The 14,161-nt window shown below is 64.9% G+C and carries 12 protein-coding genes and 1 pseudogene; 6 read left to right on the forward strand and 7 right to left on the reverse strand.

Translation table 11 applies throughout. The features are described 5' to 3' along the window. From ACYVKQ_RS05575 to ACYVKQ_RS05600, 6 genes and pseudogenes are all read left to right on the forward strand, one after another. A pseudogene (locus tag ACYVKQ_RS05575) lies at positions 1-550 on the forward strand (hypothetical protein); the annotation flags it as partial. Between the two features lie 214 nt (positions 551-764). After that, on the forward strand, positions 765-2,228 hold the full coding sequence (locus ACYVKQ_RS05580) for a hypothetical protein (RefSeq protein ID WP_460576493.1): 1,464 nt from the start codon (positions 765-767) through the stop codon (positions 2,226-2,228). 127 nt (positions 2,229-2,355) lie between these two features. Further along, positions 2,356-3,039, forward strand: coding sequence for a hypothetical protein (locus ACYVKQ_RS05585; RefSeq protein WP_460576495.1), 684 nt, complete (start codon positions 2,356-2,358; stop codon positions 3,037-3,039). Positions 3,040-3,114: 75 nt separating this feature from the next. Next, positions 3,115-5,325, forward strand: a complete 2,211-nt coding sequence (locus ACYVKQ_RS05590) for a prolyl oligopeptidase family serine peptidase (RefSeq protein WP_460576497.1) — start codon at positions 3,115-3,117, stop codon at positions 5,323-5,325. A 164-nt stretch (positions 5,326-5,489) separates the two neighbouring features. Continuing rightward, a complete protein-coding gene (locus ACYVKQ_RS05595; RefSeq protein ID WP_460576499.1) occupies positions 5,490-5,720 on the forward strand; it encodes a hypothetical protein in 231 nt (76 codons plus the stop codon). Between the two features lie 129 nt (positions 5,721-5,849). Further along, on the forward strand, positions 5,850-6,377 hold the full coding sequence (locus ACYVKQ_RS05600) for a GNAT family N-acetyltransferase (protein WP_460576500.1): 528 nt from the start codon (positions 5,850-5,852) through the stop codon (positions 6,375-6,377). A 112-nt stretch (positions 6,378-6,489) separates the two neighbouring features. Here the strand turns inward: ACYVKQ_RS05600 and ACYVKQ_RS05605 are convergent, their stop codons facing one another. The 7 genes from ACYVKQ_RS05605 to ACYVKQ_RS05635 form a co-directional block, all read right to left on the reverse strand. Further along, entirely contained in the window at positions 6,490-6,792 is a 303-nt protein-coding gene (locus ACYVKQ_RS05605; protein ID WP_460576502.1) for a DUF4286 family protein, read from the reverse strand. Positions 6,793-6,887: 95 nt separating this feature from the next. After that, complete coding sequence (locus ACYVKQ_RS05610; RefSeq protein ID WP_460576503.1) at positions 6,888-7,331, reverse strand: DUF6526 family protein; 444 nt, start codon at positions 7,329-7,331, stop codon at positions 6,888-6,890. Positions 7,332-7,370: 39 nt separating this feature from the next. Then, entirely contained in the window at positions 7,371-7,652 is a 282-nt protein-coding gene (locus ACYVKQ_RS05615) for a hypothetical protein (protein WP_460576505.1), read from the reverse strand. 77 nt (positions 7,653-7,729) lie between these two features. Then, positions 7,730-9,004: an MFS transporter gene (locus ACYVKQ_RS05620; RefSeq protein ID WP_460576507.1), complete on the reverse strand. Its 1,275-nt coding sequence runs from the start codon at positions 9,002-9,004 to the stop codon at positions 7,730-7,732. 60 nt (positions 9,005-9,064) lie between these two features. Next, the gene (locus ACYVKQ_RS05625; RefSeq protein WP_460576509.1) at positions 9,065-10,000 is read right to left on the reverse strand and encodes a cation diffusion facilitator family transporter; all 936 of its coding nucleotides are present in this window, start codon (positions 9,998-10,000) and stop codon (positions 9,065-9,067) included. 225 nt (positions 10,001-10,225) lie between these two features. Next, positions 10,226-12,691 carry a TonB-dependent receptor gene (locus tag ACYVKQ_RS05630; protein ID WP_460576512.1) on the reverse strand — a complete coding sequence of 822 codons (2,466 nt, stop codon included), beginning with the start codon at positions 12,689-12,691 and terminating at the stop codon, positions 10,226-10,228. Positions 12,692-12,909: 218 nt separating this feature from the next. Continuing rightward, entirely contained in the window at positions 12,910-14,109 is a 1,200-nt protein-coding gene (locus tag ACYVKQ_RS05635; RefSeq protein WP_460576513.1) for a hypothetical protein, read from the reverse strand. Positions 14,110-14,161 lie beyond the last annotated feature (52 nt).

Genomic DNA, 14,161 nt, shown 5'->3' on the forward strand with positions numbered 1-14,161 from the left:
GCCGCGCCCGGCGGCCCGCCCCGCTACGCCGCCCACGGCGCGCCCCGCCGCGGCGCCAGCCCCGGCCCCGCAGCCGCCCAAACCGGTGGCCGCACCCATGCCCCCACCGCCCGCGCCGGCCGCCCCGCACGACGACTTCAACACCTTGGTGCCGCCCGTGCAGCTGCCCGCGCCCATGGCCGCGCCGCCGGTGACGCCGCCTGCCCCGGCGCACGTACCCGAGCCGGTGCCGGTGGGCCATTTCTACGTGAAGGTGCCCGTCAACGGGGGCTTCTCCGATTACGACCTGCACACCGTGGCCCAGCACGACAGCATCTACGAAATCACGCCCGACCCGCAGCGGCCCGACGTGGCTTCGTTCCGCATCAACCCCAACCAGGCCGTGCACGCCTACGCCATCCAGAGCGCGCAGTATTCCCTGCGGGAGGCCTGCCGCTACCAGCCGCCGGCCGGCCCGGCGGCGCGCATCATCACCGATGAGCCCGGGCAGCTGCGCAAGGTGGGCGGCGCCTGGCAAATCGAGCAGAAGGCCGCCATTCACTTCGAGTAGCGTAATTTGTCTGCTGTCCTGAGCAGGGGTAGCCGTGCTCAGCCGTCATGCCTATCTGGCGTCCGCTTGTCGAAGCATCTCTACCGCTTCGTTCGATAGTAGGCATTACTATCCGTGGAGATGTCTCGACAAGTGGACGCCAGATAGGCATGACGTTCTTGTTTAGCCAGGCTCCTTGGTCAGGATGACAGCTGTTTCCCGTTGATTCGCTCTTATGCTCGAAATAATTCTGGAACTGGTCGTGGTGACCGTCATTGTGGCGCTGCAGGTGCGGGCCTTCGTGCGTACGCGGGCGCAGGCCCGCCGCCTGGCCGATTTGTACCCCGCCACCAAGGAGCAGCTGCGCGTGGAGCACCGCCTCGTGACGCCCGACGGCCGTGACATGGCCGACTACGCCGCTGATGCGCCGGCCGACGCGTTTCCGGTGGACATCATCCGCTTCGACGACGCCTCTGAGGATTTCCGGGAGCTGGTGCGCGACACCAACGACTACCTGCGCCACAACAAAGGCGCCGCGGCCGACTTCAACATCCTGAAGGACATTGCCATCCGGCAGGCCCAGGGGCCGGAGTCCAGCGCCCAGGCCAACGTGGCCACGCCGCTCTACCTCGGCCTGCTTGGCACTTTCCTGGGTGTGATTCTGGGTCTGGTGAGCATCGCCCGGCAGGGCATCACCGACGACGACGCGCTGACGCCCTTCCTCACCGGCGTGCTCATCGCCATGACGGGCTCCTTTATGGGCCTGATGCTGACCTTGTTCGGCAACAGCGTGCTGCGCCACGCCCGCGCCACCCGCGACCAGCGCCAGAATCAGTATTTCACCTTCCTGCAGGCCCGGCTGCTGCCCATCCTGCACAACGACATGTCGGCCAGCCTGAGTACCTTGAAGGGCGTGCTGGACGCGTTCAACCAGGATTTCGTGGGCAAGGTGACCTTGTTCGAGCCCATCCTGAACACCATCACCGAGAACATCCGCGTGCAGCGCGACTTTCTGGTGAAGCTGGAGGAAGTGGGTTTCGACAAGATGGCGCAGGCCAACCTAGCCGTGTTCGAGAAGGTAAGCCAGTCGGCCGAGCTGTTCGGGCAGTTCACGGCCTACCAGCAACAGCTCAACCAGATGCTCGACAAGGGCGCCGAGTCGGGCCGGGCCGTGGGCAGCATCCTCGACCGCCTCACCGGCTTCGAGCGCGGCATCAACAACCTGGGCCAGTACATCGGGCAGCACGACAACCTGATTCAGCGGCAGCTCGACTTCTTCCAGCGCCACCAGGGCGAGATGAGCAACCTGGCGGCCCGCACCGAGCAGTACTTCGACGAAGCCTCGCTGCACCTCACCGACCTGATGCGCCGCCGCCTCGAACACCACGAGCGCGACGCCCAGCTGGCCTACGAGAAGTGGGGCGAGTACTTCCGCAAGATCAACGAAGACAACGCCTTTGAGCGCATCCTGCGCCAGCTCGACCCGCTCAAGGACGTGAAAATGAACCAGGACATGCTGATGCGCGACGTGACGGCCACCCAGCGTGAGCTGCTGCGCAAGGTGGAGCTCGACGCGCAGGTAGACGCCAAGCTGCTGGCCGAGCTGACGGTGATGAACCAGATTCTGCGCCGGGCCACGGCCAAAAACCGCTGGCAGCGCGGCATGGACAAGCTGTTCGGCGGGGTGAAGGAAGAATAGAAAGGAAAGTTGACGGTTATCAGTTGCGAGTTGGCAGTTCGTGCATCTGATGAGCAAACGGCAGAATCTACCACTGCTAATAATACCTGCGGTAATAACTGACAACCGACAACTCCCAACTCGCTACATGCCCAGCGCCGATCCGCAACGTTCCGACTTCTTCTGGCCCAGCTACGTGGACCTGATGACCAGCCTGTTCATCGTCATGCTGGTTTTGTTCGTGTACAGCTTCAAGCTGTTTCGCGACCGGGAGGAAAGCCAGAAGCGCCTGCTGGGCGAGCTGAAGGTGAAGGCCAAGGAGCTGGAGCAGATTCAGCGCATCCGCGAGTCGCTCAGGCGGCTGGAGGGCGACTACTTCCGCTACGACCCGCAGAACGAGCGGTACGAGTTGCGCGTGGACGTGCAGTTCCGGGCCGGCCGCGACGAAATCCAGGACCAGTACAAGCCCGCCCTGCTGCGCGCCGGCCGCCTGCTGCAGGAGCGCCTGCGCGCCATCCGCACCGAGCTGCCGGTGCGCTACCTCGTCATCGTGGAGGGCATGGCCGCCCGCTACCCCCAGGGCGACCCGCGCAACCGCCTGGAGGAGCAAAGCACCTACCAGCTCAGCTACCGCCGGGCCCTGAACCTCTCGAACTTCTGGCAGCAGAACGGCCTACGTTTCGGCCAGGACCGCACCGTGGAGCTGATCATCGGCGGCAGCGGCTTCTTCGGCACGGGGCGCTATTCGGGCCGCCGCGAGGGCGACAACAAACGCTTCCTCATCCAGATCATTCCCAAAATCGGGAAGGTCGAAGCCGCCTCGGTGCGTTAGCGCCGTGGCCGGCCTGGCCGCGCGGTGCCGATTGGCCGGCGTATTTTGCACTTCCCTCGTATTGCCCCTTTGTCTATGAAATCAACCCGCCCCGCCCTGGGCGCTGCGCTGGCCCTGCTGGCCGCCTGCGGCCCCGCCAAGCAGCTGAACCCCTCCCAGACGCTGATAACCGAGAAGCCCGTGACCGAAAACGCTACGCCGGCCAAGCCGGCCGCCCTCACGTATCCGAAAACCGCCAAGGGCACCCAAACCGACGACTACCACGGCACCACCGTGGCCGACCCGTACCGCTGGCTGGAAGACCCGGACTCGCCCGAAACCAAGGCCTGGGTGACGGCGCAGAACAAGGTCACCTTCGGTTTCCTCGACCAGATTCCGTACCGCGACCGGATCCGCGAGCGGCTCAGCACCATGTGGAACTACGAGCGGTATGGCGTGCCGCAGCAGGAGGGCGACTACCTCTACTACCAGAAAAACGACGGCCTGCAAAACCAGGCGGTGCTGTACGTGAAGCCTGTGGGCCAGGCGGGCGACGGCGAAGTGCTGCTCGACCCAAACAAGTTTTCGGCCGACGGCACCACCGCCCTGTCGGGCACGTACTTCTCCAACGACCACCGCTACCTGGCCTACACCACCTCGGGCGGCGGCTCCGACTGGCAGACCATTCACCTGCTCGACCTGAAGACGCGCCAGCCGCTCCAGGACGAAATCAACTGGGTGAAGGTATCGGGCGTGGCCTGGACCAAGGACGGCTTCTACTACAGCGGCTACGATGCGCCCAAGGCCGGCGAAAACAAGCTGGCCGGCAAAAACGAGTACCACAAGGTATACTACCACCGCATCGGTACCGCGCAGTCGGCCGATAAGCTGGTGTACGAGAACAAGCAGATGCCGCTGGGCTTCCGCATTGCCTCCGTCACCGAGGACGAGCGGTTCCTGGTGCTCTACCTCACCGACGGCAAGGCCGACGGCAACAAACTGGCCGTGCGTGACCTGACCGACCCCAAGCAGGCCACCAAGTGGACCACGCTGGGCGCGGATTACGAGTCGGACATGAACCTGGCGGGCAACGTGGGCGGCCGCCTGCTGGTGTACACCAATTACAAAGCCCCGCGCTACCGCGTGCTGGCCATCGACCCGAAGCAACCGGCAGCCAGCAGCTGGAAGGACGTACTGCCCGAAGCCGAGCACAAGCTGGAGGGCGTGGACCAGGTGGGCGGCCGGCTGGTGGCCTCGTACCTGAAGGACGCCAGCTCCTTGATTAAGGTATACGACGAAAGCGGCAAGGCCCTGCACGACGTGCAGCTGCCGGCCCTGGGCACGGCCTCGGGCTTCGGCGGGCGTAAGGAGTCGAAGAAAGTGTACTACGCCTTCACGTCCTTCACCTACCCGACGACCATCTACGAGTACGACCTGGCCGCTAACCAGAGCACGGTGTTCCGCGCACCGAAGGTGGACGTGAAGCCCGAGGACTACGTGACCACGCAGGTATTCTACGCCTCCAAGGACGGGACCAAAATCCCGATGTTCATCACCCACAAGAAAGGCGTGAAGCTGAACGGGCAGAACCCGACCTACCTCTACGCCTACGGCGGCTTCAACGTGAGCCTGACGCCCGGCTTCTCAGTGGCGCGCATGCTGTGGCTGGAAAACGGCGGCGTGCTGGCTATTCCGAACCTGCGCGGCGGCGGCGAGTACGGCGAGGCCTGGCACAAAGCCGGCATGACGCCCAACAAGCAGAACGTGTTCGACGACTTCCTCGCGGCGGCCGACTACCTGAAAGTGCAAGGCTACACCTCCACCGAGAAGCTCGCCATTGCGGGCGGCTCCAACGGCGGCCTGCTCGTGGGCGCGGCCATGACGCAGCGCCCCGACCTGTGCCGCGTGGCTTTTCCCGCCGTGGGCGTGATGGACATGCTGCGCTACCAGAAGTTCACCATCGGCTGGAACTGGGCCCCGGAGTACGGCACCTCCGACAACTACCAGCAGTTTCAGAACCTGGTGAAGTTTTCGCCGCTGCACAACCTGAAGGCCGGCACGACTTACCCTGCCACTATGATTACCACCGCCGACCACGACGACCGCGTGGTGCCGGCGCACTCGTTTAAGTTTGCCGCCGCCCTGCAGGAAGCCAACACCGGCCCCTGGCCGCAGCTCATCCGCATCGATGTGAATGCCGGGCACGGCGCGGGCAAAAGTACCAAGCTGCTCATCGACGAGTGGGCCGACGTGTGGTCGTTTGCCTACTACAACATGGGCGTGACCCCATACCAAAACCTGAAATAACCGCCCCCGAGGTCGGAGCGCCATTGCCCCGGCCTCGGGCTTCTTTTTGGCGGTGCTGCTTAGTCTCCGGACTAGAAATCAGCGTACTCACGCTTATCAGTTTACGCCCGGGTCGTATCTTGCGCCGCGAAACGAGCCCCTCCTTGACTTTTTCCGCTTCTGATATGAAAAAATTGCTGATGCTCGGCCTCGTGGCCGGCGCTATGCTGTCGGTTTCGGCCTGCAGCAACCCCGATTACGAGACGAAAGACGACATGGCGGCGGCGGAGCTGCCGGCGCTGCCCCGGGCAGCCGCTGGCAAGGATTCGGCCGCGGTAGCTGCCGACCAGGCCGCGCAGGAAATCAACGCCGTCAACGCCACCACGGTTATCAAGAAAATGCAGCCGGTGATGTAATCACCCGTGTGGCATACTTGCCCGAGCGCCCGGTTTCCCACGCGGAAGCCGGGCGCTTGTTTGTGCGGGCTGCGGCATACGCCGGCCCGTCGTCGTAGCTTTACTTTTCTTAAAAAGCCCCTGCTGCCTATGTCTTCTGCTCCCGCCTCCCTGCGTATCCGCCGCGGCACCGAAGCCGATCTGCCCCGCGTCCACGAGCTGATCGTGGAACTGGCCGTCTACGAGCGGGCCCCCGAGGAAGTCACCAACACGCTGGCCGACATGCGCCGCGACGGGTTCGGGCCCGCACCCATCTTCAGCTTCTTCGTGGCCGAAACCGCGGAGCAGGGCATCCTGGGCATTGCGCTGTTTTACACCGCCTACTCCACCTGGAAGGGTCGCATGCTCTACCTCGAAGACTTGGTGGTGACCGAGGCTGCCCGCGGTACCGGCATTGGCCGCAAGCTCTTTGATGCGGTGGTGGCCGAAGCCCGGCGCACCGGCGCGCATCGCCTGAAGTGGCAGGTGCTGGAATGGAACGAGCCGGCCATCGGCTTCTACAAGAAGATCGGTGCCAACCTCGACCCCGAGTGGCACAACGGCAACATGACGGCCGAGCAGCTGCAGGCCTACTCCTGCGACGCGGCAGTGCTGGCGGCCGTTGGAGCGCCGCGGTAAGCCGCTCTGTAACAGATTACTTATAGTTCTGTAGGTCTTAAATAACAACTGGCTGCCGCGACTGACGCATCAGTCCCGGCAGCCAGTTGCGCGTTCGGCCAGCGGCTTCCTTCTATTCGATGACTTCCAGCACCGTGCGAAACGACGCGTACTGGCCCGGAAAACGGGTTTCGAGGTCGGCGCGCAGGCCGGGCGCGGCCACGCGCTGGTATTCGTCGAGCTGCTCGGTGCTGAGGCAATAATACTGCGCGGCGTAGGTGAAGCCATCTTCCTCTTCGTTGAGCAGGCGCAGCAGCTGGCTTTTGACGAAGAAACCTGTGGCCATGACGTCGGGCATGTGCTCGTCGCGCATGAAGGCCACCCACTGTTCGGCCACTTCCGGGTCGACGCTGCTGGTTACGTTGTAAAGAATCATGAGTGTGAGGGTTAAATTGTCAAATGGCTAAATGACTGATTGTTCTGGGTGATAGAACAACCAGCCATTTGACAATGCAGCCGTTTAACCATTTATCAAACCCGCATCGGGTCGGGTTGAAAGTCTTGAATTCGGTCGCGGATGGCAGCGGGGCTGAGCTGCTCGGCGGCAGCGGCGGCGGCCAGGGCGGGCAGCTCCGCGTCGCCGGCGAAGCGCAGGGAAAGAATCTGCCCCAGCCGCAGACGCGCCTCCAGCGGCTGGAAGCGCTGCCCCGTCAGCTCGAAGTAACGCTGGCGCACCTCCAGCCGCGCCAAGCGGTCCTGCAAGGTGAGGGCGTAGTGCTGGCGCATGATCCAGATGGTGCCCAGCAACGTGGCAGCCACGGCAGCCAGGGTAAACCAGAGGCGCGACTCGTCGGTGTCGCTGCCGGCCACGGCGGCGTAGCGGCGGCCGGCGTAGAAGGCCAGCAGCAGCGCGGCCGGCAGAATCAGGAAGTGGTGGGGCCAATAGTAACGGCGGGTGAAGCGGGTTTCGGCCATGCAGCGGAGGGGAGGAGAGTAAGAGTGCGTCGGCTAGGGCTAGTTTTGGGCGCGTTGACGATTTTTTGCTTCGTCGCGGGCCGCCTTCTCCCGCTCTTTAGCCAGGTTCTCCTGGGCCTTGTCGCGCTCTTTCACGGCCTGCGTGGGCTTCTGCGCGGGCGCGTCGAGCTGCGGCATGGCGGCGGGCTGGTTGGCTGCCGGCGCGGGCGCCGAGGCGGCGGGGCGCGTTTCGGGGGAGGGCGGCGGCACCTGGGCCTGCGCCGCCGTAGTCAGCAGGCAAAGGCTGCTCAACAGCAGCAAGGTACTTAGGGACGTTTTCATGGCGAACAAGTAAGGTGGTGGCGCATAGAGTACGCTGCGGGCACCCCCGCAGTTCCCGGCCCAGGCCATTGCCGGGTTCAGGATACCTCCACGTAATCAAGATCCTTGCCGTAGGTTTCAGGCAGGGTGCTCACGGCCCAGAAGGCCACCAGCAGCGACACGCCCCCGACCACCGCGCTGCTGCCGATCAGGTCGGGTGCGGCGGCCGTGCCGAGCAGCGCGGCCACGCCGTTGAAGATGGGTACCAGCGCCACCACCGAACCGCGGGCGAAGTTGGGGGCTGTGGTGGCTACCGTGGCGCGCAGGTTGGTGCCAAACTGCTCGGCGGCCACCGTCACGAACAGGGCCCAGAAACCCACTGAAATGCCCAGCACGAAGCACATGCGGTAAAACGCGGTGGGCGAGGCTCCGCGCAGGCCAAACAGGTAGGCCGCAATGACGGCGCCGCAGATTAGCAGAAACAGCTGCAGGGCCCGCTTGCGGCTGTGCAGCAGCTGGCTCAGGGCGCCGCTGGCGAAGTCGCCGAACACGAGCCCGAAGTAACACCAGAACACCGCCAGCCCGGCCGACACTTCGCCCTGCACGCCGAGGGCGCGGCCAAACTCGGGCGCCAGCGTAATCAAGATGCCGACCACGAACCACAGCGGCACGCCGATCAGCAGGCACTTCAGGTACTTGAGCAGGCGCGGGCCGTTGGTGAAAAGGCTCCAGAAGTTGCCGCGGGCCACGTCCTGCTGCTTGGCTTGCTCAAACATGCCCGACTCGAACACGCCCACGCGCAGCACCAGCAACGCCAAGCCGAGCCCGCCGCCCACGAAGTAGGCGTTGCGCCAGCCCAGTTCGGCGCCCACCCAGTAGGCCAGCATGGCCCCCGACACGCCCACCGTGGCCACAATCATGGTGCCGTAGCCGCGTTTTTCCTTCGGCAGCGTTTCGGCCACCAGCGTGATGCCCGCGCCCAGCTCCCCGGCCAGCCCGATGCCGGCAATCAGCCGCAGCCACGCGTATTGCTCGATGCTCTGCACGAATCCGTTGGCAATGTTGGCCAATGAATACAGCAGAATCGAGCCGAAGAGCACCGACAGGCGGCCGCGTTTGTCGCCGAGCACACCCCACAGGATACCGCCGAGCAGCATGCCGCCCATCTGCATGGATATCAGGTGGGTGCCTTCGGTGGTCAACGCCGCGCCCCGGATGCCGAGGTCCGTCAGGCTTTCCACCCGCACGATGCTGAACAGGATCAGGTCGTAGATATCGACGAAGTAGCCGAGGGCGGCCACTATCACGGCCGCACTGAGCAGGCCGGTGGTTTTGGGGGCGGGCGAAACGGGTGGGGTAGAAGTCAGGGCCATGCAGAAGCGAAATTAGGGGCGCAGGTTACGAAGAAATGCCCACGCTACCAGCACGGCCCGCTACGGATGCACCGCGTCGCAGCTGGCGTGGGTGCAGGCGCCCGGCTCGATCTGCACGGTGATGTGGCCGATGTTGAATTCGTCCTGAATGCGGTGCTGCAACTCGTGCAGAAAGCCGCTGTCGGTGCCGCTGGGGCGCACGAGGTGGGTGGTGAGGGCCGTGTCGCGGGTGCTCAGGGGCCAGATGTGCAGGTCGTGCACGCCCGTCACGCCGGGCTGGGCCAGCAGAAACTGCCGCACGGCCCCCGGGTCGATGCCGGTGGGCACGGCCTGCAGGCTCAGCTGCACCGTTTCGCGCAGCAGCCCCCACGAGCCAAAGGCCACCACGACCAGAATCACGAAGCTGATGGCCGGGTCGAGCCAGAGCCAGCCGGTGACGTACACCAGCGTCCCGCCCACCACCACGCCCACCGACACCAGCGCGTCGGTCAGCATGTGCAGGTAGGCTCCGCGCACGTTCGCGTCCGCCTGCTGCCCGCGACTGAACAGCCAGGCCGTGAAGCCGTTGACCACGATGCCCAGTCCCGCCAACAGCATCACCACCGGCCCGTTGACCGGGGCCGGGTGCCGCAGGTGGTCGATGGTTTCCCACAGGATGACGCCCAGCGCCGCGTAAAGCAGGGCCGCGTTGAGCAGCGCCGCCTGAATGCTGATGCCCTTCAGGCCGTAAGTGTAGCGCGCCGAGGTGGGCCGCCGCCCCAGCAGCAAGGCGCCCCAGGCCAGGGCCAGGCTCAGTACATCGGACAGGTTGTGGCCTGCGTCCGAGAGCAGGGCTGTGGAATTGGCCCACCAGCCGCCCGCGGCTTCGGCAGCCACGAACACCAGGTTCAGCCCGATGCCCCAACCAAAGGAGCGGCCAACGGTTGAAAGGTCGGCCGGCCCGTGATGGTGGTGGCCGTGGCCGTGACCGGAATGGTCGTGGTGCTCGTGTTTCATGCGCTCAAAGCTAGAGGGCGGGACGTGAGAACTAGAAAGGCTGACTTGGCCACGCTGCAGGCATTTGAATCATCCTGCAAAAGCCAAGCGTCACCCCCCGCTACGCTTGTAACAACGACGGCCCCGTTGCCGGTTCGTCGGAGCGGTTGGCCCGTCGGTTAAGCTCCCGGGCGCAACGAGCCGCCGGCGGGTAGCCTCTGGGCAAACCATCCGTCGTGCCGGCTGCTACTTGAAGCTCAACGGCACCAGCACCTTGACGCTCACGTTGCGGCCCATGTTGAACACGCCCGTACGCCCGTTCCGGTAGTTGAAGTCGGTGTACTTCAGCCGGCTCAGGTGGTTCTGGTAAGCCACGTCGAATACATTGCTCACCGCTACCAGCAGCGAGGCCACGGTGCGGCCCCGGCGGTTGGTGAGGTCGGTGCCGGCACCCATGTTTATCAAGGTGTAGGCCTCGGTAGGCGTTTCGGTATCGAAGGCGCTGAAGATGCGGCGCTGGGCCAAGTTGTGCTCCACACCCACGCGGGCGTACACGTTGCGCACGTGGGGCAGCCCCGGTACCTTCTGGAAGTTCACGCGCAGCTCCGATTGTAGGCGGTCGGCCGGGGTGAAAGGCAGCCACTGCTGCTCGTTGTCGGCGTCGCGGCGGGAGCGGACCAGGGAGTAGGAGCTTTCAAAGTGCAACCAGTCGAGCGGGTGCGGGTGCAGGTCCACGGTCATCTCCCCGCCGTACAGGTGGGCCGGGCTCTGGCCGTACACGAACACGCGGTACTCTTCGCCGTCTTCGTCGCTGATCAGGGTGGAGTCGCCGCCTGCCGCGTTGGCGATGCGCCGCGGGAAGATGAAGTTGCGGATGCGGTTGTCGAACGCGTCAATGCTGAAGGTGACGTGCTCCGTGTTCAGGCTCAGGCCCAAATCCGATTGCAGGCTGGTTTCGGCTTTCAGGCCCGGCTCCCCGATTTCGTAGCGCGTGGTGCCCTCGTGTACGCCGTTGGAGCCCAGCTCGGCAATGTTCGGGGCCCGGAATCCCCGCGACACGTTGGCCTTGAGCACCAGGTCGTCGGTGACGCTGAAGGCCCCGCCCACGCTGCCCGACCAGTTGCGGTAGGTGTTCTGGAAGGCCGTGAACTTGGCTTCGGCTCCGGCAGTGCCTGCCGGTACGGGTTGCTCCTCGTCGCCCAGCCACAGCGCATCGGCCGTGATACGGCGCTGGTCGTAGCGCAGGCCGCCGCTCACGTCGAGACGGCCGAAGGTGCGCTTGGTCACGCCGAACACGCCGCCGTCGAAAAGGCGGTAGGCCGGAATCAGGAATTCGCGGCCCCGGTTCTGGTTTTCCTGCTGCATGCCGCTCAGGCCCACGGTGGTGTTCCAGCCGCCGAGCTCGGGCAGGAAGTAGCGGGCGGCGTAGTCGAGGGTGCGCAGCTGAAAGTACAGCGACGGATCGTCGGGGGCCAGCACGTCGCCAAACTCCCGGCGCAGGTTCTGTTGCCAGCCCACGTTCAGCGTCAGGCGCGAGGCACCGAGGATAAAGTTGTTGTCGGTGCCGATGCGCAGGTGGTTGATCCGCTGGCGGGGCACGCTGATGCCGTAGCCGCGCACGTCGGACCGGGTGACGAGGCGGCTGCTCACGGCGTCGTCGCCCACCGCAAATTCTTTGATGAACTGCCCGCTGGCCGAGTCTCGTGCTCCTTCGATGAGGCCCAACTGCTGGTTAAACGAGTTGAAAGTCAGGTGGGAGTAGCCCCAGCTTTTGTTGAGGCCTACGTGGCCGCTGCCGTTCAGCTCGCGGAAGCCCGAGTTGTACACCCGGCCGTCGTAGCGGTTGCGGTAGTTGCCTGCCACCTTGCCCGAGCCGCGCACCATCCAGTTGAAGCCGTTCAAGTTCCCCGCGTTCATCAGGGAGTAGCCCTGCAGGTGGTTGTTGGTTTGGTAATTGGCCGCCACCGAGCCCAGCACCCGGCCGTTGTCCACCGGGTCGGGCGCCACGAAGTTGACCACCCCGGCCATGCCGTCGGAACCATATAATAAGGAGCCGGGCCCCTTGATGATTTCGGCCCGGTCGATGCTGTACTCGTCAATCTCGATGCCGTGCTCGTCGCCCCACTGCTGGCCTTCCTGCTTGGCGCCGTTGTTCAGGGTGATGACGCGGTTGGCGCTCAGCCCCCGGATGACGGGCTTGCTGATGGCCGCGCCGGTGGTAATCTGGTTGACGCCCGGCGTGCGGGAAATGGCGTCGATGACGTTGGACGAAGCCCGGCGGTTCAGCTCTTCGCGGTCGACCACGGTGGTGGGCACCGGGGAGCGGCGCAGCTCCGTGGAAGCCGACACGCCCGTCACGACCACCTGCCCCAGCTCCGTCACGGCCGGCGTGAGGCCAAACTCCGCCGGCTGCCCGCTGCCGGTATCCACGGTGCGCACCAAGGTGCCATAGCCCAGGGACCGGACCTGCACCAGGAAGCGCCCGCGCGGCAGGCGGCCGAAGCTGAAGCGGCCATCGGCATCGGTGGCGGTGCTCTGCTTGAGGTCCGGAAAGAGCAGCGTGGCGCCGGGCAGGGGTTGCTGCGTGGCCTGATCGACCACGCGCCCGCTAAAGGGCACGGCCTGCTGAGCAGCGGCGTTGGGGCGGGTGGGTTGAGCAGCGGCGGTGCCGGCAGCCATCAGCAGCGCCGAAACCAGCAATAAACGGGACATAGAAGCTGGGGTAAACGGAGAAGGCAATGAACGGAGCGGGCGCGAAGAGGATGCACCCTGAAACAAGAAAACACCGACCACTGGCCGGTGCCTTCCCCTTTTTTCCTCCATAACCAAACCAAATGGAGGCAAACTCGTGAATGGTCGGCGGCTCGTCAGCGCCAACAACCTGCGGCGCGGCGCCACCGCAGCAAGCGGCCGCGCCGCAGGCAGGACGCTTAGTGGCCGTCCTCCTCGTCTACATCCGCGCCGACCAATGCTAGGCGCAGCGGGGCCCCGCTGACGGCAAAGGTGCTTTTGTCGCTGAGGTCTTCCTTCTTGAGCATGTGCACCTTGCCCTGCGGGGCATTGGTCACGTACACGTAGTGCCGGCTGGCCGCCAGGTGGGGCGTGGCGGCGGCTGCGTCGAGGATTCCGCTGAGCGAGCGGCTGGCGCGGCGGGCACCGGTAGCCGCGTCGTACACGGTCAGCTGCCCGTCTTCGCCCAGCACGAGCACGGTCTCGCCTTCTGCATCCAGAGCGGCCCGCACAAAGCGGGCCGTTGAGCCCACCTGCGTCATGGTGCCGGCGGCCGGGTCGATGCGGAAGAGCCCGTAGCCGTTGCGCGAACCAAGGAAGGTGCGCGCCTTCTTGGCGTAGTAAATGGTCGACAGCCAATTGCTGCCCGCCCCGGCCGGATACGGAATCAGGCGTTGCTCGCCGTTCTGCTTTACCAGCAGCACGCCGTTGGGCGAGCCGAACAGGGCTTGCTGGCCGTCGCCGGCGTCGCCGTGGATGCCTTGGGTGGCAATGGTTGGGGCGTGTACCAGGGTTCCCTGGGTCGTGACGATTTTAACCTGCTCGGGCAGGCTGCCGCTCACCGTGTTGTTTTTATGGGTGACGGCGTAGTTGCCGTTGTCGAACAGAATCATGGCGCCGTGATGGGCGTTGCCGGTCACGAAGTTGCGCGGCGCGGCGGCCGCGTGGAGCTGGTCTTCGGCCACGTGGCTGATGGAGGCGTCGCCGTCGTGAAAGATGCTCACCTGGTTATGCGAGGCGTACACGTGCGAGGGGGTCCGGGCCGTGGCTTTGGTCAGGCCCCATTTGGGTGTACCTACTACGTGCACATGGTCATCGTGCCGATCGATGCCCGTATCGAAGAATTCCACGAGGTGGTTCGTGGCGTTGGCCACGGCCGCCCATCGGCCGGTACCCGTCGGGTAAACCGCGCTACCCCCGTGGGTAGCCTGGAAAGCGGTTTGCTCGTTTTTGGCCGGGTTCAACAGCGTCACGGCGTTGGTTGTTTTGTCGGTGATGAGCAGGCGTACGAAACTGTTTTCCGTTTCCGGCTTGGCCGGCTCCGTTTTGTTTTTGTCACAGGACGTGAAGCTGATGGCCAGCAGGGCTGCGGCCAGCGGTACCAAGTTGAGGTTTTTCATAGCGCAGAACTGAACTTTGCGAAGAAGAGAAGCAAAAACACGTGGGCAAGGC

Source organism: Hymenobacter coalescens (assembly GCF_054783195.1).